We start from the raw sequence: 22,732 nt of genomic DNA, 5'->3' as shown, positions 1-22,732 counted from the left end.
CCGTTCGGCCGCGCGGCTTGGATGAAACCGACAATCTCTGGAACGCGACCGTGCAATCGAGCACCTGCCGTTGGTCGGCTTGGCAAATGGCGAAAGCGGCCTATTCTGCGCTCAGCCGTCCGGCCAAGAACAAGCGGTCAACCGCGCCACCAATCCCAGGGAGGAGGCTCACGCGATGGGCCAGTTGATCACGGTCGAGGAGCTGCCGCGCTACGCTCCCGGCGAGATGAAGCTGGATAGTTTGTCAGTCGGGAGAAGCGATTTCCGGCTGCGAATTTTCCGCTATGCGCCGTCGGACATCTGGGTCCCGCCGTCGGCAAACTTCCTCCTGGTGCTCTATCGCGACGGCGTAACGTCGATGAACCGCCGCGTCACCGGCGCGTGGAAGCAGGATCACGTCGGTCGCGGCGTCACGTCGCTCATGACGCGCGCAGAGCCGTCAAGCTGGCATTGGAACAACGACATTGAGGTCAGCCATTTCTACATCTCCCCTGCCCTCATGACGAAGACCGCGAGCGATGCCTTCGACCGCGACGCCGAAACGATCGAGATTCACGACCTGCTCAAGGTCGAAGACCCAATGCTGACCTGGATCAACGATCAAATGGTCCAGGAAGTCGCCGCGGGCGGTCCCGGCGGACGGCTCTGCTATGATGCGCTGGCGCTGCAGGCGAGCGTGCACATCCTGCGGAAATATGCGGCGATCGAGTTCAAGATGCCCTGCGCGCAAGGACGCTTTCGCCCGGCGCATGCCCGGCTGATCGAGGACTATATCGAGCAGAACATCTTCCGGAACATCACGCTGGAGGAGCTCGCGAACATCTGCAATTGCACGCCGGTCCAGTTCGCCCGCAAATTCCGCGTGCATTACGGCATGCGGCCGCATGCCTATGTCCTGCGGCGCAAGGTGGAGCATGCGTGCCAGCATCTGCGCAAGGACCGCGTCGCGCTGAAGGAGATCGCGCTGCTCGCCGGCTTCGCCGATCAAAGCCACCTCAATCGCGTGTTCCGGCAGCACATGAACGTCACGCCGGCGGAATACCGCCGGCAGGTCTGCGAGCACACCATCCAGGCGTGAGACCGGGCCAGCGACGGACTCACACCGGTGGCGGGTTCAACCGCGCAAAGCCTTCCTGGATTCGGTAGGGATAGTACGGATAGGCCGGCATCACCGCGCTCGCGCGGTCGAGACGCGCGATCTGGTCCGGCGAGAGCGACCATCCGACCGCGCCGAGATTGTCGCGCAGTTGCACCTCATCACGTGCACCGATGATGACCGACGACACACTGGGACGCGTGAGCAGCCAGGCAATCGCGATCTGCGGCACGCTGCGGCCGGTCTCTGTGGCGATCGCGTCCAGCGCGTCGACGATCGCGTAGAGCTTCTGGTCGTCGACCGCCGGCCCGAACTGCGCGGTCTCGTGCAGGCGGCTGTTGGCGGGCAATGGCTGGCCGCGCCTGATCTTGCCGGTGAGACGGCCCCAGCCGAGCGGGCTCCAGACCAGCGCGCCGACGCCCTGGTCGAGCGCGAGCGGCATCAACTCGGATTCATAGTCGCGGCCGACCAGCGAATAATAGACCTGGTGCGCCGCGTAGCGCGGCCAGCCGTGCCGCTCGGCGACACCGAGCGATTTCATCAGATGCCAGCCGGAGAAATTCGAGGCGCCGACATAGCGCAGCTTGCCGGCGCGCACCAGCGCATCGAGCGTCGACAGCACTTCATCGACCGGCGTGAAGGCATCGAAAGCATGAAGCTGCAGCAGGTCGATATAGTCGGTGTTGAGCCGGCGCAGCGCGGCGTCGACCGCGGCGACGAGGCGATATCGCGACGTACCGGCATCGAGCGGGCCGTCGCCCATCGGCAGGCCGGTCTTGGTCGAGATCAACACCTTGTCGCGACGGCCCTTGATCGCGGCGCCGAGGATCTCCTCCGACGCGCCGTTCGAATAGACATCGGCGGTGTCGAACAAATTGACGCCGGCCTCGAGGCAGATGTCGATCAGCCGTCGCGCCTCGCTGGCGTCGCTGCGGCCCCAGGCCGAAAACAACGGCCCCTGTCCGCCGAACGTGCCGGTGCCGAAGCTGAGCACCGGGACTTTCAGGCCTGATGCACCGAGATTGCGGTATTCCATGGTCATGCTCCCTTGATCCGATTCATTCCGCCGGGCACTGCGCGGCGAGCGCGATCGGCCGATCGAGGCGCAGGCTCCACAGCGCGAGCAACAGGCCGATTGCAGTGATGACGGCGGCCACCAGCGGCAGCGCGCCGAGGCCGAGGCCGCGATCGATGGTGACGCCGCCGGCCCAGGCGCCGAGCGCGTTGCCGAGATTGAACGCCGCGATGTTCAGGCTGGAGGCCAGCGTCCGCCCTTCGACGCCGGCGGCTTCGAGTACGCGGAGCTGCAGCGGCGCCACGGTCGCGAACGCGGCGATGCCGAGAATGAACAGCAGCACGACCGCCAATGCCTTGATCGAGACGACCGCCGTCAGCGCGACGAGCACGGCGGCGAGGCCGCCGAGCGACACCAGCAGCGCCCGCGCAAGTCCCTTGTCGGCGAGCCGGCCGCCCGCGACATTGCCGATCGCAAGGCCGGCACCGAACACCAGCAGGATCGGCGACACCGCGGCGTCGGAGAAGCCGGTGAGCCGCGTCAGGATCGGCTGCACATAGGTGAAGACCGCGAACAGCCCGCCGAAGCCGAACACCGTCATGGCAAGCCCGAGCAGCACCTGCGGGCGGCCGAGTACGGCGAGCTCCTCGCGCAGCGGCGCAGGCTTGTCGTTGGCGCCGACATGGCCGGGGACCAGCACCGCCAGCACGATGAACGCGACGACGCCGATCGCCGCCACCGCCCAGAACGCCGCACGCCAGCCGAGCATCAGGCCGAACCAGGCGCCGAAGGGCACGCCGAGCAGGGTCGCGACCGTGAGCCCGATGAACATCGTGGCGATCGCCGACGCGCGCTTGTCTTCCGGGACGAGGCTTGTCGCCACCACGGAGCCAACGCCGAAGAAGGTGCCGTGCGCCAGCGAGGTGAGAATGCGTGCCGCCATCAAAAGCCCGTAGCTCGGCGCCAGCGCACACGCCGCATTGCCGAGCGTGAAGATCGCCATCAGCGCCAGCAAAACCGCCTTGCGCGGCATCCGCCGTGTTGCCAGCGTCAGGATCGGCGCGCCGACGAACACGCCGAGCGCATAGCCGGAGATCAGCAGGCCTGCCGCGGATACGGATACCTGCATGTCGGCGGCGACCTGCAGCAGCAGTCCCATGATGAGGAATTCGGTGGTGCCGATACCAAAGGCACCGGCGGTCAAGGCAAGAACTGCAGCAGGCATGTGTCGCTCCGGACAAAAGGATTCCGCAAAGCGAGATAGCGGTCCGGGCGAGGAAGGATTAGAATGGCCGCAATCCAATCATTTGTGACTTGAATTCAATATGGCCCGCACAGATACCAACCGCTCCGGCGAGATGGACGTATTCGTCCGCGTCGTCGATCTCGGCGGCTTCACCGCTGCCGCGAACAGCCTGCGCCAGACTCCGTCCGGCGTCAGCAAGCTGGTCTCCCGGCTCGAGACCCGGCTCGGCACGCGGCTGGTCAACCGCACCACGCGCAAGCTGCAGCTCACCGAGGAAGGCCAGGCCTTCTACCAGCGCGCCCAGCGCATCCTCGCCGATATCGACGAGGCCGAACGCGAAGCCGCCTCATGCGTGCCGCGCGGTCATCTCACCGTGAACAGCAACATCCCGTTCGGCATGCTGCATGTGATGCCGTTGCTGCCGCGCTTCATGCGCGAACATCCCGATATCACGCTCGACATCGTGCTGACCGACACGCTGGTCGATCTGATGCAGGCGCGCGCTGATGTCGCGATCCGGGTCGGCCCGCTCGGCGCCTCGCGGCTGATCGCACGCAAGCTCGGCACCAGCCGCATGGTGGTGGCCGCCGCGCCGTCCTACCTCGCGCGCTTCGGCACGCCGAAGACACCGGCCGACCTCGCCGCCCATCGCGGCATCGGCTGGACCTTTCCGCGCAGCATCCGCGGCTGGCCGTTCCGCCGCGCTGAGCGAATCGAGGAAGCGCTGCCGCCGCCGGTCGCCCGCGTCAGCGACGGCGAAGCCGCGCGTCAGCTCACGCTCGGCGGTATCGGGCTCGGACGATTGGCGCTATTTCACATCGGCCCCGATATCGAGGCCGGCCGTCTGGTGCCGGTGCTGCAAAATCTCAATCCCGGCGACCGCGAGGACATCCATGCAGTCTATGTCGGCCATGCCGGTCCGCTGCCGGCGCGGGTCCGCGCCTTCATCGATTTTCTCGCGCAACACATCCGCATCGGCGATCCCTCGCTGCGGCGCGGCGCCGATGGAAAATGGAAGGTCGTAGGCGACAAGTGAGTGTTCAATGACACATGAGCCCCCGGCCTTCCAGTCCGTCACCGAGACGATCCGCATCGCCACGGAGCCAACGCATGTGTGGGACGCGATCATAGACCCCAAAGCGGGCGAGAGATGGCGCAACGCGCATTTCAGGACCGATTGGCGGATCGGCGCGCCGATCGACATCGAGGCGGAGATCGGCGCAAAGCGCTATCGCGACAAGGGCCGCGTCCTCCATGTCGAGCCGCCGATGCGGCTCGAATACTCCTATTGGTCGCAAGTCTCCGGTTTGCCGGATGTTCCGCAATCCTATGCGACGATCACGATGACGCTCGTGCCTGACGGCGGCGAAACATTGCTGACCGTCACCCAGCAGGTGCCGCCTTCGCCGATCCGCCGCGGAAGCGGCTGGGAAATCGGGCCTGACTCGGGCGCCAAACACGTTGCCTTCTACTGGCGCATGACGCTGCCGCGCCTGAAGCAGGCGATCGAGCAAGGACGCGCCGCACGGTAACGCGGTCTAGGTCCGCGTTAACAAGAAGAGCTGCGTGACATAGGGGAACACCACTTCGTCGGCGTCGCCGAGACCGGACTCACGCAGGATATTGTCGGTTTTGTCGCGAAGAGCCGCCTTCTCCGCATCAGGCAAATTGGCGACATAGCTCGTCGATGCGATGCGCTCGAAGACGTCCTGTCGCCTCATCCGGTGCGGATGGTCCTGCACGATTTCCCTCTCAAGCACGAAGCGCGGGTCCTTCAGGATCCAGCGCCAGCGTCCGGTCCGCTGCCGGGGCGTGTCGCCCGCATAGCCCTCGATCATGACGGACAACGCGTCGACCCACGGCGTGCGGTCGTCCCGGTTGTTCCAGACCAGCGCAAGCGTCCCGCCGGGATGCAGCAGTCGCGCGATCTCGGCAACCGACGCCTCGTTGTCGAACCAGTGGAACGCCTGGGCGCAGGTGACGAGGTCGACGCTGCCGGTTTCGAGATTGATCGCATCGGCGCGCGTGTTGATGACCTCCACCCCGGCTTCCCTGGACAGCCTGGCCGACATCTCGGCGACGGGCTCGACCGCGACCAGGCGCGCAGTCGCGAGCAAATGCTGCAGCAGCAGGCGGGTGAACTTGCCGGTTCCGGCACCGAGGTCGACGACGCAGCGCGCGGCCGCAAGCGGCAGCGCGGCGACGATCTCCGCAGGGTAGCTCGGCCGGCCCGCCTCGTAGGCGGCGACCGCGACACGATAATTCTCGGCAGTGGGGTTCAGTGTCATTGTTGCTTCTCCTGCGTGCCAACCATCTGCGGTGCGATCCGCGGAAGGATATAAAGCAGCGCCTGCACAGGACTGGAAGAGCGCGTCGATTCAAAATTCGCCTCTCACCCTTTGCGTCAGCCCCGCAGCTCCACTGCTCCCCATTGAAGATGCGCGCATTTTGAATGATTTGCTTCGGCGGGTTTCGCCTAGCAACCTTACGCGCTTGTAGCACATCAACATCGCAGTTCCAGGTTGCAAGTTGCGGTTGGCTGAACGACAGTCCGCGATGGCGGACGCGGTCTGTCGCGCTTGTGCGGGACAAGCCCGATCCTGCCCCGCACCGGAGCGACCATGCAGCGATCCAGGGCAGTCTTCATCACGGCTATCGTCTACGCCTTGATCGGCCTGGTCCTCGCCGGCGGCGGCATTTGGCTCGCCGCACTGGGTGGATCGCCCTTCTACATTGTCCTCGGCGTCGGCATTCTCGCCACGGCTGCGTTGCTGCTGGCGCGGCGCCATCAGGCGCTCTGGCTGTTTGCCATCGTGCTGCTCGGCACGCTGGCGTGGGCCGTCTATGAGGTGCAGTTCGACTGGTGGCCGCTCGCGGCGCGTGGCGACATCATCTTCCCGATGGCGCTCTGGCTGCTCACGCCGGTGATCGTTCGCGCCCTGACACGAAGCGGGCCGGTGCGTTACATGCGCGCGACGGCGCCACTCTGGATCGGCGTCGTCGCTGCTGCGGCGGTGCTCATCGCCGGGCTGCTGTCCAGCTATCACGACATCGACGGCACGATTGCCGCGTCCGGCTCTGCCGTGCCGCAAAGCGAAGCCGACCCGCAGCCGGACGGCGACTGGCGCGCCTATGGGCGCACGCAGTTCGGACAGCGCTATTCGCCGCTGAAGCAGATCACGCCTGACAATGTCGGCAACCTCAAGGTCGCCTGGACCTTCCGCACCGGCGACGTGAAGACACCAGAGGATTCCGGGGAGACCACCTTCGAGGTCACCCCGATCAAGGTGCGCGATACGCTCTATCTCTGCTCGCAGCACCAGGTGCTGTTTGCGCTCGACGCCAAGACCGGCACGGAGCGCTGGCGCTACGACCCCAAGCTCGTGCACAACAAGACGTTCCAGCACATGACTTGCCGCGGCGTCTCCTATCACGAAACCGCGCAGGGCGCCGTCGACTCTGGCGGCAATTCGGCGCCGGCCGAATGCCCACGGCGGATCTTCCTGCCCGTCAATGACGGCCGCATGATCGCGCTCGATGCCGACAGCGGCAAGCTCTGCGATGGCTTCGCCGATCACGGCATCCTCGACCTGCAGCAAGGCATGGGGATCAAGACCGCCGGCTTCTTCGAGCCGACGTCGCCGCCGGTCGTCAGCGACAAGATCCTGGTCGTGGCCGCCGCGGTGATCGACAATTATGCGGTCGAGGTGCCGTCGGGCGTGATCCGCGGCTTCGATGTCTATACCGGCAGGCTGGTCTGGGCCTGGGATTCCGGCGCGGCGGACGAGAACGCATTGCCGTCGCCGACGCGTCATTACACCAACGGGTCACCGAATTCCTGGATCACCGCCTCGTTCGATCCGAAATTGAATCTGGTCTACATCCCGACCGGCAACAATGGACCTGACATCTGGGGCGGCAATCGCGATGCGCTGGTCGAGCGCTATTCCAGCGCCATCGTCGCGCTTGACGTCAACACCGGCAAGCGCGCCTGGTCGTACCAGACCGTGCATCATGATCTCTGGGACATGGACGTTCCCTCGCAACCGAGCCTGGTCGATGTAACGACCGCCAAGGGCGTCGTTCCCGCGCTGATCCAGCCGACCAAGGTGGGCAACATCTTCGTGCTCGACCGCAGGACCGGCGAACTGATCGTGCCGGCGCCGGAACGCGCGGTGCCGCAAGGGCCCGCGCCCGGCGACCGCTCCGCACCGACCCAGCCGTTTTCCGAACTGACCTTCCGCCCGGAGGCGAAGCTGACCGGCGCCGACATGTGGGGCGGCACAATCTTCGACCAGTTGCTGTGCCGGATCATGTTCCACCGCTTGCGCTACGAAGGCACCTTCACGCCGCCGTCGTTGCAGGGCACGCTGGTCTTCCCGGGCAATCTCGGCATGTTCGAATGGGGCGGCATTGCGGTCGATCCTGTCAGGCAGATCGCCATCGCCAATCCGATGTCGTTGCCGTTCGCCTCCAGGCTCATTCCGCGCGGTCCGCTCAATCCTCCGGCGCCGACGGCCGAGAAACCGGTCGGCAGCGAGGTCGGGGTGCAGCCGATGTACGGCACGCCGTTCGGCGTCGGCATCTCGAGCTTCCTCTCGCCGCTCTCCGTGCCGTGCTACCGGCCGCCATGGGGCTCGATGGCCGCGATCGATCTGAAGACGATGAAGATCGTCTGGCAGCATCCCAACGGCACGATCCGGGACACCACGCCGCTGCCGCTTCCATTCAAGATGGGCGTGCCGATGCTGGGCGGGCCGATCACTACCGCCGGCGGCGTTGCGTTCTACACCGGGACCTATGAGTACACGATCCGGGCCTACGATGTCCGCAACGGCAAGCTCTGGGAGGATCGCCTGCCGGCCGGCGCCCAATCGACGCCGATGAGCTACGAGACTGGCGGCAAGCAGTACGTCGTCACTGCGGCCGGCGGCCACGGCTCGTTCGGCACCAAGCGCGGCGACTACGTCATCGCCTACGCATTGAAGGACTGAACTCCTTCGGGATGGGACAAGCGTCGCATCCGGAATGACGCGGTGGTGATGAGACGTTGGGCCTGAAATGAGTTCCGCGATGCCTAGACGGGTTGGCAAATCCGGCCAAAGCCGCTAAAGGTCCGCCCCCTTTCACAGACAATCCGAGCATGACATGTCGAGCGCCCCGCCCGCCGTCTCGATTGGCGTCGATTTTGGCACCAGCAACACCGTGGTCGCGCTGTCCGACGGCGATGGCCGCGTCGAGGCTGTTCGCTTCGACCACGGCGGCCGCACGCATAGCGTCTATGTGTCCGCGCTGTGCTTCTGGGAGGAGCGGCCGGGCGCGGGCCTGCATCCGCGCGCCGAGGGCGGCCCGTGGGCGATCGAGCAGTTCCTCGAGGGACGCACGATCCATCGCTTCATCCAGTCATTCAAGACGTTCGCGGCAAGCTCGGCCTTCAACACCACCCAGATCTTCCGGCAACGCTACAAGTTCGAGGACCTGCTCGCGGCGTTCCTGCGCACGCTGATGCGCCATGCCGGCGAAGGATTCGATCTCGGCGCGCCGACCATCATGGTCGGCCGGCCGGTGCGCTTTGCGGGCGGCAATCCCAATGACGAGCTGGCGATGCAGCGCTACCGCGCTGCGTTCGAGCGGCTCGGCGCCGGCCATGCGCGCTATGTCTACGAGCCGGTCGGCGCGGCGTTCTCCTTCGCACGCACACTCGACCACGATGCCACCGTGCTGGTCGCCGATTTCGGCGGCGGCACCAGCGACTTCTCCGTGATGCGGTTCTCGCGCAAGGGCGGCGTGCTGCGCGCCGAACCGCTCGGACATGCCGGCATCGGCATCGCCGGCGACACCTTCGATTACCGCATCGTCGACCACATCGTCTCGCCGCGACTCGGCAAGGGCACCAGCTACCGCTCGTTCGACAAGGTGCTGCCGATCCCCAATCACTATTATTCGAGCCTTGCCCGCTGGCACCAACTCGCGATGATGCGGGGCAATGGCGATTTGCGCGAGTTGCAGCAGCTCGCGCGCACCGCGCTCGATCCGGCGCCGCTGCACGACTTCATCACCATCGTCGACCACGATCTCGGCTTCGCGCTTTATCGCGCCGTGTCCGACACCAAGGTCGCGCTGTCGAGCCGCGACCGTGTCGAGTTCCGCTTCGCCCGCGACGGCATCGATATCGGCGCCACCGTGACGCGCGACGATTTCGAATCCTGGATCGCCGACGACATCGAACGGCTCGGCGCGACCGTGGACGAGGCGCTGGCCAAGTCGGGCATCACCGCGCGCGACGTCGAGAAGGTGTTCCTGACCGGCGGCACCTCGTTCGTTCCCGCCGTGCAGCGCCTGTTCGCCGAACGTTTTGGCGCGGCGCGGCTGACTTCGGCGGATCAATTCGAATCGATCGCCTACGGCCTCGCTTTGATCGGCCACACGCCCGATCCCGACCGCTGGACCTTCGCCGAAGCCGCGTGACGGCTGGCTTCGCGCCTTGATCCCGGCTCAATAGACGACTACATCACGTCAATCATCAATCCCTGAGGATGCCGACGGCCATGGATTTCATCCTGACAGCAACGCCCATCAGCCTTGCCCTCGGGGATATTTATGCCTGCATCGATCGCGCTTTCTCATCTGACCCTGTCCGCGCCTGACGGCCGGGTTCTCCTTTCCAACATCGATCTGAACTTCGGACCCGAACGCACCGGCCTTGTCGGCAGGAACGGCGTCGGCAAGACGACGCTGCTCAGCCTGATCGCGAGGGTGCGCACGCCGCAATCCGGCACGGTCTCGGTTCAGGGACGCGTCGGGATGTTGCATCAGACGGTTCAGCTGGAGCCGGATGAACGCGTCGTCGACCTGTTCGACGCGCGCCGCGCATTGGCCGCGCTACGTCGTGCCGAACAGGGCCTTGCGAGCTCCGAGGAGATTGCCGACGTCGACTGGACGCTCGACACCCGCATCGCGGCCGCGCTCGAGCGCGTCGGACTGAGCGATGCACTCGACGCGCCGCTGGCAGCGCTGTCCGGCGGCCAGGCCACCCGGGCGCGCCTCGCCGCCCTGACCTTCGCGCAGCCTGATTTTCTGCTGCTGGATGAGCCGACCAACAATCTCGACCGTGCGGGACGCAAGGCGGTGATCGACCTGCTCGCCGACTGGCGGCAAGGCGCCATCATCGTCAGCCACGACCGCGAATTGCTGGAGACGATGGATGCGATCGTCGAACTGACCTCGCTGCAAGCCAGGCGCTACGGCGGCAATTGGAGCCAGTACCGCGCTCGCAAGGCCATCGAACTGTCGGCGGCACGGCACGATCTGGCGGATGCCGAGAAGCGCGTCGCCGAGATCGACCGTAACGCCAGAGAAGCCAACGAACGGAAGGCGCGCAAGGACGGCGCAGGTGCAAGGAAGCGCGCCAAGGGCGATCTGCCGCGCATCGCCGCCGGGCTGCGCAAGGATCGCAGCGAAGACAGCGGCGGCGAGAACGCCCGCCTCGCCGAGCGGCGGCGGACGCAAGCGCTCGAATTGGCCACCGCGGCGCGGCAACGCATCGAGGTGCTGCAACCGTTCGCGGTGCAGCTGCCATCGACGCATCTACCGGCGAGCAGGATGGTGCTGCGGATCGACGCGGCCGACGTCGGCTACAGCACGGACGCGCCGATCCTGCGCGATCTCACCTTCTCCATGTCAGGTCCGGAGCGTGTCGCGATCACTGGCCCCAACGGCGCCGGCAAGACGACGTTGCTCAAGCTCGTCAGCGGCGACCTGACCGCGGCGCGCGGCAGCGTCGAGGTGATGACCCGGTTCGCGATGTTCGATCAGGCAGTCAGCCTGCTCGATGCGTCGGCCTCCATCCTGGAGAATTTCCGGCGCATCAATCCGGATGCCGGCGAGAACGCTTGCCGCGCGGCGCTGGCGCGCTTCATGTTCCGCGCCGATGCCGCGCTGCAGGCCGTCGCGAGCCTCAGCGGCGGCCAGTTGCTTCGCGCCGGTCTCGCCTGTGTGCTGGGCGGCGTGAGGCCGCCGCCTCTCCTGATCCTCGACGAGCCGACCAATCACCTGGACATCGAATCCATGGAAGCGGTCGAGGCCGGCTTGCGCGCCTATGACGGCGCGCTGTTGGTCGTCAGCCACGACGAGACCTTCCTCGAGGCCATCGCGATCACGCGCAGATTGGATCTGGCGTCGTGGAGGTGACGCGGAGCGCGGAGCAATTGCCTTTACGCAATCAATGTTCGAACGGCGAAGATTGATCAGGAAAGTGAACAGCCGAGCACGCGTCGCCTTGGGGTAGGTCGTAAGGCGCGGTGCTCGGCTGTCAGGCCGCGCGGCGGTGCGGCCATCCCGCCAGCCTCGCTTGTCCCCAAGCGCGAGGCCGTCGGAGCTGAATCTGGTCTGTTGCTAAATCCGCGCCGTCGAATGGAGCGCGTTTCTCCAAAGGGCAAATGCGACGAAGCCAGCGAGCAACAAAAAGCCGCCACCGGCCGCGATCAAGACATGCGCGAGCGTCATCTTGGAACATCCCAAATTGAAAGGCTTCATGCGGAGCGATATGCGCCGCAACCTGGCAATCAAAAGCACTTCAAAATTGATTTGCCCCGCCGGCCGCCGCCGGACAGCCCGAAAGGTGGCTGGCACTGCGCTCTGCCCACCCTTCGATTTCAGAGCGGTCGTCCAGCCACTCGGCTGTTGCCGCTCATCGTGCGGTTCGTCACACCGCTCAATGGCCACGAGGATAATCGATAAAACTTTATCGACAATCGAAAGGAAAAATTAAGGTTACCGGCTACGATGGATGGGATCGTCGGGGTCATCCTTCGGCAAGGGTCGCCCCCCTGACCGCGGCTCCCACCAAAATATCGAAAACAACCCCATGCAAAGGAGCCGGCGGCCGCCGCTCCCGGCCTGCGTGGCGGTCAATTGGAGCAACATCCTCCGGACGAAAATTCGCAGGGCATGTCACGTTTCGACGCGCTGCCTTGTCTTGACTTCTGCAAGGCAGCAGCAGAGGACAGCATGCACACACTCGGAACCGGCGGCGGTCGCACCCTGATCGCAATCGTCTATCATAGCGCCTATGGCCATACCCGACGGCAGGCGGAGGCCGTCAGGTCCGGCGTCCAGGATATCGATGGCGCAGAGGCGCTTCTGGTGCCTGTCGAGCACGTGGAACAGAACTGGGATCGGCTGATGGATGCGGACGCGCTGATCTTCGGCACGCCCACCTACATGGGCGCCGCCTCCGCGGCCTTCAAAGCCTTTCAGGAAGCAACGTCACGCACGGTGATGTCCAAGGGCTATCGCTGGAAAGACAAGCTCGCGGCAGGCTTCACCAATTCAGGGGCACACGCCGGCGACAAGCTGTCCACATTGATCCAGCTTGCATTGTTCGCCGCGCAGCATGGGATGCATTGGGTCAATCTCGATCTGCCCCCGGGGAATAACTCCGCATCGGGATCGGAAGGCGATCCGAACAGGCTGGGGTTCTGGCTCGGAGCCGGCGCACAGTCGAACACCGACGAGGGCGCAGACACCGCCCCGCCCGACTCCGATCTCGCAACCGCCCGCCACCTGGGACAGCGTGTGGCAAAGACGGCGCTTCAGCTTGTGCGTGGCCGTGACGCGGCCTCAGCGTCCGCTCCGATGGCGTCATGACAGATGCAGCTGAACCGTCAGCTGCCGAGATCTTCGCCGAGCTGCGACCGCGCCTGATCCGGCTGGCGTATCGGATGCTGGGCTCGGTCGCCGACGCAGAGGATGTCGTCCACAGCGCCTGGGTGCGTTGGCTCGCTGCCGATCGCGATCAGATGCGCGATCCAAAGGCAGTCTTGCACACCATCGTCACCCGATTATCCCTCAACGAATTGAAATCCGCACGGCGCCGGCGCGCTGCCTATATCGGACCGTGGCTCCCCGAACCGTTTTTCGATCCCGAAGCAGAGGAAGCGGCCGACGATCTGATCCTGCCGTTGATGATTGCGCTGGAACGCCTGTCGCCATTGGAGCGGGCGGCCTTTCTGCTGCATGACGTGTTCGGATTGGGGTTCGATGCCGTATCCGAGACGATCGGGCGTGAGGCTGCGACCTGCCGCAAGCTTGCCAGCCGCGCTCGCGTGCATATCCACGACGCCAGGCCCAGATTCGTCGTCGGCAATGAAGAAGGCCTGCGGCTCGCAAATGCCTTCTTCACGGCCACACGGACCGGCGACCTTGCTGCGCTCCGCGCCATGCTCGCCGAAGATGTCGTGGTCTATGCCGATGGCGGTGGCCGGGTCCCGGCGCCGACAGAGCCTCTGGTCGGGCGTGATGCCGCGATGGAGCGTTTCGCGGGGCTCGCCCGCCTGTTCGCCATGCATCCCTCACGATTGATCCGCTACGCCACCATCAACGGATTGCCGGGCTTCATCACCATCGAGGACGACCTCGTTCAAACGACAGCGTTGCATGTCGAGAATAAACGGGTCGTCGCTGTCTATGTGACCCGCAATCCCGACAAGCTGCACAACGTGCCTGATGTGACGGGATGGCGGAATTGAGCGCGCCTCGCGCGTCCCCGCTCAGCGCGGCCGATAGCGATAGACCAGACCGCGAGGGTCGCCTCGCGGCGCTGACGGATCGAGCGCTTCGCGCCAAACTGAGAAGAACTCAGCGTGAGCAGATCTAGACCGCTCCACCGGGGGCACCGCATGAGCTCGACCTGCCCCTGTCATCGTCCTTCCTTTGCTCGCCCCTGCCAGATCGCGACCGCACCTGCGAGCAACACAGCGGCCGATATCACGAGCGAGGCATGCACGCCTGCCATGAACGCGTTGTTCCCTGCGACCAGCGAGCCGAACAGGGCAACGCCAAGCACGCTGCCGGTCTGTCGCGTCGCGTTCAATACACCGGCGGCGATGCCGGATCGCGACTTCTCGACACTGCCGAGCAGCGTCGAGGTCAAGGACGGCACGAGCAGGCCGAGCCCGCCGCCGAGGATGAGGAGCTGAGCGCCGACCGCCCAGTAGCTGGTGCCTGAGGCCACAGGCAGCAGCGCAACGCAGCCCGCGGCGGTAATCATACAAGCCAGCGCAATGGTTTGCGGCGCGCCGAGGCGTTCGCTGACCGACGCGGCGATCAGGTTGGCGGGCAGCACCATGGCCATCATTGGCACGAAGGCGAGGCCCGTTGCGAACGGCGACCAGCCATTGACGTTCTGGAAGTAGAGACTGAGTACGAAGATCAGGCCGTAGAAGGCGATGTTGAAGAGAAGCCCGACCAGAGCGGTCAGCGCGAACATGCGATGACGGAACAGCGACAGCGGCAGCATCGGTTGCGGCGCGCGCGCCTCGCGCCATACGAACAGGAGTCCGATTACGGCCGCGCCCGCGAAGCCCATGATGACGAGCGGATGGCTCCAGCCCAGCGCGCCGCCCTCGATCAGGGCGCCGGCCAGCGTGCCGAGGGTTGCAATCGCCGCGATCTGTCCCGGCAGATCAATCTCGCGCTGCGCGAGCCGCGGCGTCTCCTCGGCGTAACGCCAGGCGAGCCAGAGGCCGGCAGCGCCAATCGGCAAGTTGACAAGAAAGATCGCACGCCAGCTGACCAGCGCGATCAGCGCGCCGCCAACCAGCGGCCCCGCAGTCAGTGCGACGCTCGCACCAGCGGCCCAGAAGCCGACCGCGCGGCCGCGCGCCTTCGGATCGGTATAGGCGTGATTGAGTAGCGTCAGCGAGTTCGGCACCAGGATTGCCGCCGCCAGGCCCTGCACGGAGCGAGCAACGATCAGGAACATCGCCGACGGAGCCAATGCGCAGGCGAGCGAAGCCAACGTGAAGATTGCGAAGCCCCCTATAAATATCCGTTTGGCGCCCACGCGATCACCGAGCGCACCAGCGGTCAAAATGAAGGCAGCGAATGCGATGGTATAGGCGGTCACCACCCATTGCAGCTCGGCCACGCTGCCGCCAAGCGAGGTGCTGATGCTGCTCAGCGCGGTATTAACGATGGTGATATCCAACTGCACGACGCCGAGGCCGAGGCTCGTGGCGGCAAGCGCCAGCGCCGCGGCAAGAGGCGAACGGGATAACGCGCTGTCAGAGCCGGCTTGTTCCGGCTGCCTTGTGTCGAGCGAAGTTGTTTGCATTGATCACACTCGGTTGTCTGTGAGATTTTGATGGCTCAGCCAGCCCGTTTTGCGGTTATCATTCGATGCCAATCGAATACTTGGAGCCGCGAGACGATCTTTCGTCCCGTCGCGGCGATGCCTTTCGCTTGGGCTTAGTGGTGTCCAGACAACCTATGTCCCGCGATTGAATAGGTCTTGCAGAAACACTACGGTCTTGGCCGAAGTATTCGTGCTTGGCACTGCGTCCTCATCGGCGTAGGAGAAACGCATGGATACGGGACCCAAAATCGCCCAAGTCGCGGCACTCATCGGCGATCCGGCGCGCGCCAACATGCTCAGTGCGCTGATGGATGGCCGAACGCTGACCGCCTCGGAGCTCGCCTATGTGTCTGGCGTGGCGCCGCAGACAGCCAGTGGCCATCTTGCGAAACTCAGCGACGCCGGATTGCTTGCGCTCGCAAAGCAGGGCCGACGACGATATTTTCGCTTGGCCTCTCCGCACGTCGCACGCGTGCTGGAAGGTCTCATGGTGGTGGCGCAGGACGGCCCCGCCCGGCAGCGCAATCTCTGGCGCGGCGGAGAGACACTCCGACACGCGCGGACGTGCTATGACCACATGGCCGGCCGCATCGCTGTCGCGATCGCCGACCGGTTGGTCCAACAGTCGTTCATTCTGCTCGACGAGGATGGCGGACAACTCACCGATGCCGGTCGGTCATTCTTCGATGAGTTAGGCGTCGATCTTCGCCTCGCCTCCAAGCGCCGGGTGTTCTGTCGCCCCTGTCTCGACTGGAGCGAGCGCCGGCCGCATCTGGCCGGGGCGCTCGGCGCTGCCATTCTTCATCACGCTCTCGAGCACGATTGGGTTGAGCATGTCCGGGATAGCCGCGCGCTCGTCGTGACTCCTTTTGGAGTTAGAGATCTCGCCACAACGTTCGGCATCGAGGGTGCACTCCCGAGGGATGGACGCGAAGGGCAGGTTGCATCATCGTCCAGAGGCCGGGTAGCGGTTCTCTCGGGTTGAGTCAGCTCCGACGCGTCCAATACCCGGAGCCGGCGGACCGGGACGAAGCCAGGAACGCCTGGTAGGCGGGAAGTCATGGACAACCTGCGCACGAAGCGTCAGGCGAGCGGTCGAGATCGTTGGAATGTCAGGGGGCATTGGCCCTACGCTTCTCCGAAGCTTCGGGAGACTCCCTTCGCGCTGGTCTGAAAGGGTCGCGTTCCACCCGAAGCCCGGCAGGGCGCAGGGTGGCGGAGAGGGAGGGATTCGAACCCCCGATAGGCTTGCACCTATGCCGCATTTCGAGTGCGGTGCATTCAACCACTCTGCCACCTCTCCGATGGCCCGGGTGATTTGCGCCACCCGCGGTCGGGGCGTGTTCTAGGCGAGGATGGCGGGACAGACAAGGCGCTGCAATAATATTTCCGTCACTGCCGCCTCGCCCCGTCAAAGCACCGGGGCAGCGGGAGAAAGCGCGCGGAAACAAGGCGCTAGCAGAACGGTTCTGGCTCGATCGGCGCGCGAGCGAACCAGCCGGAGCAGGAGCGGGCCATGGAGCATGTGACGATTCGAGCCAATGGTGCGGCGTTCCACGTCGCGCGGACCGGCACTGGGAGACCGCTGCTGCTGTTGCACGGCTGGCCGGAATTCTGGCTGACCTGGAAGCCGGTGATGGCGCGCCTCACAGACCGCTACACCCTGATCGCCCCCGACCTGCGCGGCTTCGGCGACAGCGACAAGCCGCACGGCGCGTACGGCCCCGATCAGCATACCGACGACATGCTGGCGCTGCTGGACGCGCTCGGCGTCGACAAGGCCGGCGTGGTCGGCCACGACGTCGGCGGCGCCGTGATGCAGCCCCTCGCCCGCAAGGCGCCCGAGCGCATCGCCGGACTGTTCTTCTTCGATTTCGTCTATCCCGGCATCGGACCGCGGATGGCCGCGCCCGACCGGCTGAACCACATCTGGTACCAATCGTTCCACCAGATGGAGATGGCGCCCGCGCTGGTCGGCGCCAACAGAGACAGCTGCCGCACCTATATCGGCCATTTCCTGCACAACTGGTCGCACCGCAAGGCCGCGTTCGACGACGTGATCGAGGATTTCGCCGACAATTTCTTCAAGCCCGGCAATCTCGCCGGCGGCTTTGCGCATTATCGCGCATCACATGCGGCGCGCGTGAAGATGATGCAGGGCGAAGCCCCGGCGCTGCCGCCGATCACTGTTCCGACCTGCATCCGCTGGGCCGAGCACGACCCGCTGTTTCCCTATGCCTGGACCGACCGGCTGGGGGAGACCTTCTCCAATCTGGACCTTGGGATGTTTCCCGATGTCGGGCATTTCCCGCATCGCGAGGACCCCGACCGCGCGGCCGCCGAGATCGCCGGCTTCTTCGAGCGGATCAATTGGAAGTAGAAGTGGTGGGACCGCCAGGACGCGACAAAAACTGGCGGTCCCGTGCCGCTTCTTAATATTGCTGGCCGGGAAGTGCGGCTTCGCCGGTCGGCGGGAGCGACACGGTCCACGGTAGCGAGCGACGTCGAAACGGCAACGCGAACCCGATCTTAACCTAACCGATCAACCTTACCGCGCGTAATCCGGAGCCGCTGGATCTGCGGATGGAGGTGCCCCGGATTTCGCGGAGCCTGTCATCGGGCGCGCATTCGCGCGACCCGTTGGCTGCATCCGGGCTACGCATGCTTACCTCCCCTGGAAAAGGGGAGGTCGCTTTGCTCGCCAGAGCAAAGCGGGTGGGGATCTGCTCTCTCCGCAAACAGCATCGCCTGCGGCTGACCCCCATCCCGACCTTCCCCCTTTCAGGGGGAAGGAGAAGGCAGACCGTAGCCCGGATGGAGCGCGCACGAACGCTGCAGCCCCGCGGCTCAGGCATCGGCCTTCCTGGCTTTTTTGGCCTTTTTCTCGTTCTTTTCGTTCTCGTCGTCCTTGTCTTTCTTCTCGGCCTTCTTCTCGTCCTTGCCGTTGTCCCGCTTGCGATTGGTGTAGCGGGCATTGCCAAGCCCGGTTCCGATCGTCAGCACGCCCCAGCGCGCGACATCCTGCATGAACGGGACCTCGGCCAGCCCCTGCACCACGCCGTCATTATGCATCACGATCGCGGTGTCATGATCGCCCATCTGCGGGATCGCCTCGACCAGGCTCGCCGGCAAGTTGAATTTGCTGCTCTCCCAATTGCCGGGCAGGTTCTGCGCCCCCTTTTCGATCGATCCGTCCTCATTGATGACGCCGGGACAGGCGATGCCGATGAACGGCGCGAGCTTGAGATTCTCCTTCTCGGCGGCGGCGATCAACTCCTTCAGCATCTTCACCAGCCGCTTCACCGCGCCCTCGCGCGTCGGCTCGTCATCGGCGTGTCGCCACAGCTCCGATTTCCAGACTGCCGCCTTGGAGAGATCGGGCGCCTTCTTCCAGCGCGTCTCGACCACGCCGCAGCGGATATTGGTGCCGCCGATGTCGACGGCAAGGACGCCGTCATGGGCCTCGAAAATCCACGATGGCGCGAGATGCAGCGTGCCGATCAACCCGGCATCATCGGGGTGAAAGCGGATCGGCACCATGTCGACCTTGAAATCCTCCGACTTCAGGATGATCTCGGTGCGTGCGATGGCGAGCTCGCCGAGCCTGGAGTCGCGGAAGCCGCCGCCGACCACGATGCGCTCGGTCTTGGCCCAGGCCTTGGTGTTGAGGAAGCGCCGCGTCACATAGGCGAGCTCCTGGGCAAACTCCTCGATCGCGCTGTGCACGACCGCGGAGGCCTCGGTGTCATCGCCGACCAGCAGCTCATCGAGCTTCTTCTTGCTGATCTTGTCCGACGGCTCGTCGCCGAACGGATCTTCGTCCGACTTGCGCAGCGGCTTGCGCCAGCGGTCGAGGATCTTGCGGAACGCGCCCTTGGAGGCGCGATCGCCGAGAAAGCCCTCGTCGTCCTTCAGCTCGATGTTGAAGCTGTCGATGTCGACAGACGGCAGCCGCGCGGCACCGTGGTGCGCGATGCCCGTGGTCAATCCAGTGTCTTCGGCCATTTGCCCGTGCCTGCCCGCTTGAGGGTCCCAGAACTATTTCTTGAGCATGATCTTTTCGGAAAACCGCTTCACACTTTTCCGGATCATGCGGTAACGGCCGGGAACTCAAATGGTTGCGTCCCGCGCTCGGGCACTCGGCCTGCGCGGGACGCAATTTTCGCGAGAGGCGTCAGGCGGCCTTCACCCCGTAGCGCGCCGCAGGCGTGCTGCGCGACAGGTTCGGCATCAGCTTCTGGCGGGCTGACTCATAGGCCTGCCAATCGGCGGCATCCGGCAGCGCAGGCACGGTGATGACCTCGCCCTGATCGAGACCGGCGAGCGCGGCATCGACCATGTCCTCGGCCTTCATCACGATCTCGCCGGGCAGATGCTCGACCGGCGTGCCGGCCACGTTCCAGAACTCGGTCGCGGTGGCCCCCGGCAGCACGGCCTGGACCCGGATGTTCTTGTCCTTGAGCTCATGCTGCAGCGACTGCGTCAGCGCGAGGACGAAAGCCTTGCTGCCGCCGTAGACGCCGTTGAGGATTTCCGGCGCGACGCCGACGACCGAGGCGATGTTGACGACGGTGCCGCCGCCACGCGCAACGAATCCCGGCACCGCCCCATAGGTCAGGCGCATCAGCGCGTCGACATTGAGTGCGATCATGTCGCTCATCTTGTCGACATCGGATGCGAGCAGCGGCGCGGTTGCACCGACGCCCGCATTGTTCACCAGCACGCTGATGCCGGTATTGCTGCGCAGAATGGATTCGATCCGTGACACGTCGCCGCGCTTGCTGAGGTCGGCGGCAACGATCTCGATCGATCGGCCTGTCTCCGCCGACAGACGCTTGGCAAGCCCATCGAGGCGCTCGCGGTTGCGTGCGACGAGGATCAGATCGTAGCCACGCCGTGCGAGTCGGTCCGCGTAGATGGCACCGATTCCGGACGACGCACCGGTAACGAGCGCCGTTCCTTTGGCTGACTTGGTCATGTTGATCTCCTGTTTGACCCGAACGGCCGGTCTTGGCCGCTGGACAGGTTCTACTGGCCCCCTTGAATGGCTCAAATGTCATATATACACCTTTTTAGGACACAGATCGTCGCTGGAGGGTTCCATGCAGGAGATCGGCTTCGTCGTCTTCCCGGGCTTCCAGGTGATGGGCTTCACCGCCATCACCGCCTTCGAGATCGCCAATCTGGTGGCCGGTGAAAACTTCTACTCGGTCACACTGCTGTCCGAGAATGGCGGCCCGGTGCGGTCATCCGCGGGCTTCAATGTCGAGACCGCAGCGTTCAGCGCGCGCAGCTTCGACACGCTGTTCGTCGGCGCGGGCACCGAGCTGCATCCGGCGTCACCGAAGCTGACCGACTATGTTCGCCGCGCCCTGACGGCGTCACAGCGCATCGCCGCGCCCTGCGTTGGCGCCTTCTCGCTCGCCGAAGCCGGCCTGCTCGACGGCCGGCGCGTCTCCACGCATTGGCAATACGCCGCCGAGCTGCAGGCGCGCTTCCCCAAGCTGAAAGTCGAGCAGGACCGCATCTACATCGTCGACGGACCGATCTGGACCTCGGCCGGCATGACCGCGACGATCGATCTGGCGCTGGCGATGGTCGAGCATGACCTCGGCGTCGAGGTCGCCCGTTCGGTGGCGCGCAAGCTCGTCGTCTATCACCGCCGCGCCGGCGGACAGTCGCAGTTTTCGGCGCTGCTCGAGCTCGACCCGAAATCCGATCGCATCCAGAACGCGCTCAATTACGCCAAGGCGCATCTGCGCAACGAGCTCTCGGTCGAGGAGCTGGCCGCCGTCGCACGGCTCAGCCCGCGCCAGTTCAGCCGCGCCTTCCGTTCAGAGACCGGCCAGTCACCGGCCAAGGCGATCGAGCATCTCAGGGTCGAGGCGGCGCGCGAATTGATCGGAGACGGCCGCCATTCGATGGACGAAATTGCCGGTGAGACCGGCTTTGCCGACCGCGAACGGATGCGGCGGGCGTTCTTGCGGGTGCTGGGCCAACCGCCCCAGACCATCCGCCGCCACGCGCGGGCCGCGGCACAGACCGCGGCCTGAGGGTCGATTCGGGCCGAAACCACGCCAAACCGTTCATTTTTGGCCGGTTTTTGCCCTGCTTTACCTTGACTCTCGGTCGATTGCGGCTATAAGTCCGCCCATCCGGCGCGGGGATTTCTCGCGCCGATCGTTTTTGTGCGATCCAGTTTGGGAATTCATTCCCTTCGCGCGAAACACATAACCCATAGCGACTGAACAAAAAGCCGACCCGGGCGAACCGTCCGAGGCCGGGAACCGAACACGAAGGAATCAAACGATGTTCGCAGTCATCAAAACCGGCGGCCGGCAGTACCGTGTCGTTCCGAATGATGTACTCGAGATAGGCAAGATCGCCGGCGATGTCGGCACGATCGTGCAGCTAGGCGAAGTTCTGGTGCTCGGCGGTGACACGCCGATGCTGGGAACGCCCACCGTGGCAGGCGCCACCGTTGCGGCCGAAGTGCTGCAGCACAAGCGCGGTGCCAAGGTGATCGCGTTCAAGAAACGTCGCCGCAAAAATTCACGCCGCAAGCGCGGCTATCGCGACGAGCTCACGGTGCTTCGCATCACCGAGATCCTTGCCGATAATGCCAAGCCGACCATCGGCCCACGGCCGAAGAAGGAAAAGGTCGCAGCGCCCGCCGATGGCGAGGACGCAGCACCGAAGGCGGCCAAGAAGAAGGCGCCCGCAAAGGCGCCGGCCGCGAAAAAGGCTCCGGCGAAGAAGGCCGCGCCCAAGGCTTGAGAAGAAGTGATGGTCGCGCTTCCAGATGTGAAGCGTGACAAAACGTGAAATGATTCCGTCAAGGAATTGATCTAGAGATCAAAGCGAAGTCGGAGACGAGCTATGGCTCATAAAAAAGCAGGCGGTTCATCGCGCAACGGACGTGATTCCAAGGGCAAGCGCCTTGGCATCAAGGCGTTCGGTGGCGAGCGCGTGATCCCCGGAAACATCATCGCGCGTCAGCGCGGCACCACCTGGCATCCTGGCCTTAATGTCGGCATGGGCACCGATCATACTCTCTTCGCCAAGGTCGAGGGTCATGTCGAGTTCCGTGCCAAAGCCAACGGCCGCACGTTTGTATCGGTTATTCCGATGGCAGAGGCGGCCGAGTAGACGGTGGACACACATGAGTCCGCCGGGTCCTGTTGAACCGGCGGAGTCGCAAAGGGCTCCAAGGGGAGGCGGGATGACCGGCCTCCCCTT

20 protein-coding genes and 1 tRNA gene are annotated in these 22,732 nt (G+C 64.9%); 14 read left to right on the top strand and 7 right to left on the bottom strand.

Features of this window, described 5'->3' with window-relative positions; translation table 11 throughout:
- The first annotated feature begins 175 nt into the window (after nucleotides 1-175).
- A complete protein-coding gene (locus QA635_RS02415) occupies nucleotides 176-1,078 on the top strand; it encodes a helix-turn-helix transcriptional regulator (protein WP_283066619.1) in 903 nt (300 codons plus the stop codon).
- 19 nt (nucleotides 1,079-1,097) lie between these two features.
- Here the strand turns inward: QA635_RS02415 and QA635_RS02410 are convergent, their stop codons facing one another.
- On the bottom strand, nucleotides 1,098-2,132 hold the full coding sequence (locus QA635_RS02410) for an aldo/keto reductase (protein ID WP_283066618.1): 1,035 nt from the start codon (nucleotides 2,130-2,132) through the stop codon (nucleotides 1,098-1,100).
- A 22-nt stretch (nucleotides 2,133-2,154) separates the two neighbouring features.
- The gene (locus QA635_RS02405) at nucleotides 2,155-3,336 is read right to left on the bottom strand and encodes an MFS transporter (protein WP_283066617.1); all 1,182 of its coding nucleotides are present in this window, start codon (nucleotides 3,334-3,336) and stop codon (nucleotides 2,155-2,157) included.
- Between the two features lie 100 nt (nucleotides 3,337-3,436).
- On the opposite strand from QA635_RS02405, the gene QA635_RS02400 reads away from it, so the two are divergent.
- On the top strand, nucleotides 3,437-4,393 hold the full coding sequence (locus QA635_RS02400) for a LysR family transcriptional regulator (RefSeq protein ID WP_092090019.1): 957 nt from the start codon (nucleotides 3,437-3,439) through the stop codon (nucleotides 4,391-4,393).
- 7 nt (nucleotides 4,394-4,400) lie between these two features.
- Nucleotides 4,401-4,889, top strand: coding sequence for an SRPBCC family protein (locus tag QA635_RS02395; RefSeq protein WP_283066616.1), 489 nt, complete (start codon nucleotides 4,401-4,403; stop codon nucleotides 4,887-4,889).
- Nucleotides 4,890-4,895: 6 nt separating this feature from the next.
- Here QA635_RS02395 and QA635_RS02390 read toward each other — a convergent pair whose 3' ends face one another.
- A complete protein-coding gene (locus tag QA635_RS02390) occupies nucleotides 4,896-5,645 on the bottom strand; it encodes a class I SAM-dependent methyltransferase (RefSeq protein ID WP_283066615.1) in 750 nt (249 codons plus the stop codon).
- A 333-nt stretch (nucleotides 5,646-5,978) separates the two neighbouring features.
- On the opposite strand from QA635_RS02390, the gene QA635_RS02385 reads away from it, so the two are divergent.
- The 6 genes from QA635_RS02385 (at nucleotide 5,979) to QA635_RS02360 (ending at nucleotide 13,886) form a co-directional block, all read left to right on the top strand.
- The gene (locus tag QA635_RS02385) at nucleotides 5,979-8,351 is read left to right on the top strand and encodes a glucose/quinate/shikimate family membrane-bound PQQ-dependent dehydrogenase (RefSeq protein WP_283066614.1); all 2,373 of its coding nucleotides are present in this window, start codon (nucleotides 5,979-5,981) and stop codon (nucleotides 8,349-8,351) included.
- A 154-nt stretch (nucleotides 8,352-8,505) separates the two neighbouring features.
- A complete protein-coding gene (locus QA635_RS02380) occupies nucleotides 8,506-9,825 on the top strand; it encodes an Hsp70 family protein (RefSeq protein ID WP_283066613.1) in 1,320 nt (439 codons plus the stop codon).
- A 132-nt stretch (nucleotides 9,826-9,957) separates the two neighbouring features.
- Nucleotides 9,958-11,547 carry an ABC-F family ATP-binding cassette domain-containing protein gene (locus QA635_RS02375; protein ID WP_283066612.1) on the top strand — a complete coding sequence of 530 codons (1,590 nt, stop codon included), beginning with the start codon at nucleotides 9,958-9,960 and terminating at the stop codon, nucleotides 11,545-11,547.
- A gap of 222 nt (nucleotides 11,548-11,769) precedes the next feature.
- Entirely contained in the window at nucleotides 11,770-12,096 is a 327-nt protein-coding gene (locus QA635_RS02370; RefSeq protein WP_283066611.1) for a hypothetical protein, read from the top strand.
- Nucleotides 12,097-12,366: 270 nt separating this feature from the next.
- A complete protein-coding gene (locus QA635_RS02365) occupies nucleotides 12,367-13,005 on the top strand; it encodes a flavodoxin family protein (protein WP_283072162.1) in 639 nt (212 codons plus the stop codon).
- Entirely contained in the window at nucleotides 13,002-13,886 is an 885-nt protein-coding gene (locus tag QA635_RS02360; protein WP_283066610.1) for a sigma-70 family RNA polymerase sigma factor, read from the top strand. Before QA635_RS02365 ends, QA635_RS02360 begins: the two co-directional genes overlap by 4 nt.
- A 170-nt stretch (nucleotides 13,887-14,056) precedes the next feature.
- On the opposite strand, the gene QA635_RS02355 is transcribed toward QA635_RS02360, so the two are convergent.
- Nucleotides 14,057-15,472, bottom strand: a complete 1,416-nt coding sequence (locus QA635_RS02355) for an MFS transporter (protein ID WP_283066609.1) — start codon at nucleotides 15,470-15,472, stop codon at nucleotides 14,057-14,059.
- Between the two features lie 250 nt (nucleotides 15,473-15,722).
- Here QA635_RS02355 and QA635_RS02350 point away from each other — a divergent pair, with 250 nt between their 5' ends.
- Nucleotides 15,723-16,478: an ArsR/SmtB family transcription factor gene (locus QA635_RS02350; RefSeq protein ID WP_283066608.1), complete on the top strand. Its 756-nt coding sequence runs from the start codon at nucleotides 15,723-15,725 to the stop codon at nucleotides 16,476-16,478.
- Between the two features lie 228 nt (nucleotides 16,479-16,706).
- Here the strand turns inward: QA635_RS02350 and QA635_RS02345 are convergent.
- A tRNA-Ser gene (locus tag QA635_RS02345) sits at nucleotides 16,707-16,796 on the bottom strand.
- A gap of 213 nt (nucleotides 16,797-17,009) precedes the next feature.
- Between QA635_RS02345 and QA635_RS02340 the strand changes: the two genes are divergently transcribed.
- A complete protein-coding gene (locus tag QA635_RS02340) occupies nucleotides 17,010-17,873 on the top strand; it encodes an alpha/beta fold hydrolase (protein WP_283066607.1) in 864 nt (287 codons plus the stop codon).
- Nucleotides 17,874-18,340: 467 nt separating this feature from the next.
- Here QA635_RS02340 and QA635_RS02335 read toward each other — a convergent pair whose 3' ends face one another.
- Together QA635_RS02335 and QA635_RS02330 are read right to left on the bottom strand one after the other, a co-directional pair.
- Entirely contained in the window at nucleotides 18,341-19,498 is a 1,158-nt protein-coding gene (locus QA635_RS02335; RefSeq protein ID WP_283066606.1) for an ROK family protein, read from the bottom strand.
- Between the two features lie 169 nt (nucleotides 19,499-19,667).
- The gene (locus tag QA635_RS02330; RefSeq protein ID WP_283066604.1) at nucleotides 19,668-20,471 is read right to left on the bottom strand and encodes an SDR family NAD(P)-dependent oxidoreductase; all 804 of its coding nucleotides are present in this window, start codon (nucleotides 20,469-20,471) and stop codon (nucleotides 19,668-19,670) included.
- Nucleotides 20,472-20,595: 124 nt separating this feature from the next.
- Between QA635_RS02330 and QA635_RS02325 the strand changes: the two genes are divergently transcribed.
- From QA635_RS02325 to rpmA, 3 genes are all read left to right on the top strand, one after another.
- Nucleotides 20,596-21,546 (top strand): GlxA family transcriptional regulator, encoded by a 951-nt coding sequence (locus QA635_RS02325; protein WP_283066602.1) that lies wholly within the window; start codon nucleotides 20,596-20,598, stop codon nucleotides 21,544-21,546.
- Between the two features lie 256 nt (nucleotides 21,547-21,802).
- On the top strand, nucleotides 21,803-22,270 hold the full coding sequence (gene rplU, locus QA635_RS02320; protein WP_283066600.1) for a 50S ribosomal protein L21: 468 nt from the start codon (nucleotides 21,803-21,805) through the stop codon (nucleotides 22,268-22,270).
- A 102-nt stretch (nucleotides 22,271-22,372) separates the two neighbouring features.
- Nucleotides 22,373-22,642, top strand: coding sequence for a 50S ribosomal protein L27 (gene rpmA / locus QA635_RS02315; protein WP_016847848.1), 270 nt, complete (start codon nucleotides 22,373-22,375; stop codon nucleotides 22,640-22,642).
- The last annotated feature ends 90 nt before the right edge of the window (nucleotides 22,643-22,732 follow it).

The sequence above is a fragment of the Bradyrhizobium brasilense genome, assembly GCF_029714345.1.
Taxonomy (GTDB): domain Bacteria; phylum Pseudomonadota; class Alphaproteobacteria; order Rhizobiales; family Xanthobacteraceae; genus Bradyrhizobium; species Bradyrhizobium australafricanum.
Note: the sequence above shows the minus strand (reverse complement) of the source record. Positions and strands in the feature narration are given on the sequence as shown.

Bases quoted from the DNA above. Each gene is read 5' to 3' on its own strand.
- QA635_RS02415 (WP_283066619.1), top strand. From the start codon at position 176: ATGGGCCAGTTGATCACGGTCGAGGAGCTGCCGCGCTACGCTCCCGGC.
- QA635_RS02410 (WP_283066618.1), bottom strand. From the start codon at position 2,132: ATGGAATACCGCAATCTCGGTGCATCAGGCCTGAAAGTCCCGGTGCTC.
- QA635_RS02405 (WP_283066617.1), bottom strand. From the start codon at position 3,336: ATGCCTGCTGCAGTTCTTGCCTTGACCGCCGGTGCCTTTGGTATCGGC.
- QA635_RS02400 (WP_092090019.1), top strand. From the start codon at position 3,437: ATGGCCCGCACAGATACCAACCGCTCCGGCGAGATGGACGTATTCGTC.
- QA635_RS02395 (WP_283066616.1), top strand. From the start codon at position 4,401: ATGACACATGAGCCCCCGGCCTTCCAGTCCGTCACCGAGACGATCCGC.
- QA635_RS02390 (WP_283066615.1), bottom strand. From the start codon at position 5,645: ATGACACTGAACCCCACTGCCGAGAATTATCGTGTCGCGGTCGCCGCC.
- QA635_RS02385 (WP_283066614.1), top strand. From the start codon at position 5,979: ATGCAGCGATCCAGGGCAGTCTTCATCACGGCTATCGTCTACGCCTTG.
- QA635_RS02380 (WP_283066613.1), top strand. From the start codon at position 8,506: ATGTCGAGCGCCCCGCCCGCCGTCTCGATTGGCGTCGATTTTGGCACC.
- QA635_RS02375 (WP_283066612.1), top strand. From the start codon at position 9,958: ATGCCTGCATCGATCGCGCTTTCTCATCTGACCCTGTCCGCGCCTGAC.
- QA635_RS02370 (WP_283066611.1), top strand. From the start codon at position 11,770: ATGGAGCGCGTTTCTCCAAAGGGCAAATGCGACGAAGCCAGCGAGCAA.
- QA635_RS02365 (WP_283072162.1), top strand. From the start codon at position 12,367: ATGCACACACTCGGAACCGGCGGCGGTCGCACCCTGATCGCAATCGTC.
- QA635_RS02360 (WP_283066610.1), top strand. From the start codon at position 13,002: ATGACAGATGCAGCTGAACCGTCAGCTGCCGAGATCTTCGCCGAGCTG.
- QA635_RS02355 (WP_283066609.1), bottom strand. From the start codon at position 15,472: ATGCAAACAACTTCGCTCGACACAAGGCAGCCGGAACAAGCCGGCTCT.
- QA635_RS02350 (WP_283066608.1), top strand. From the start codon at position 15,723: ATGGATACGGGACCCAAAATCGCCCAAGTCGCGGCACTCATCGGCGAT.
- QA635_RS02340 (WP_283066607.1), top strand. From the start codon at position 17,010: ATGGAGCATGTGACGATTCGAGCCAATGGTGCGGCGTTCCACGTCGCG.
- QA635_RS02335 (WP_283066606.1), bottom strand. From the start codon at position 19,498: ATGGCCGAAGACACTGGATTGACCACGGGCATCGCGCACCACGGTGCC.
- QA635_RS02330 (WP_283066604.1), bottom strand. From the start codon at position 20,471: ATGACCAAGTCAGCCAAAGGAACGGCGCTCGTTACCGGTGCGTCGTCC.
- QA635_RS02325 (WP_283066602.1), top strand. From the start codon at position 20,596: ATGCAGGAGATCGGCTTCGTCGTCTTCCCGGGCTTCCAGGTGATGGGC.
- rplU (WP_283066600.1), top strand. From the start codon at position 21,803: ATGTTCGCAGTCATCAAAACCGGCGGCCGGCAGTACCGTGTCGTTCCG.
- rpmA (WP_016847848.1), top strand. From the start codon at position 22,373: ATGGCTCATAAAAAAGCAGGCGGTTCATCGCGCAACGGACGTGATTCC.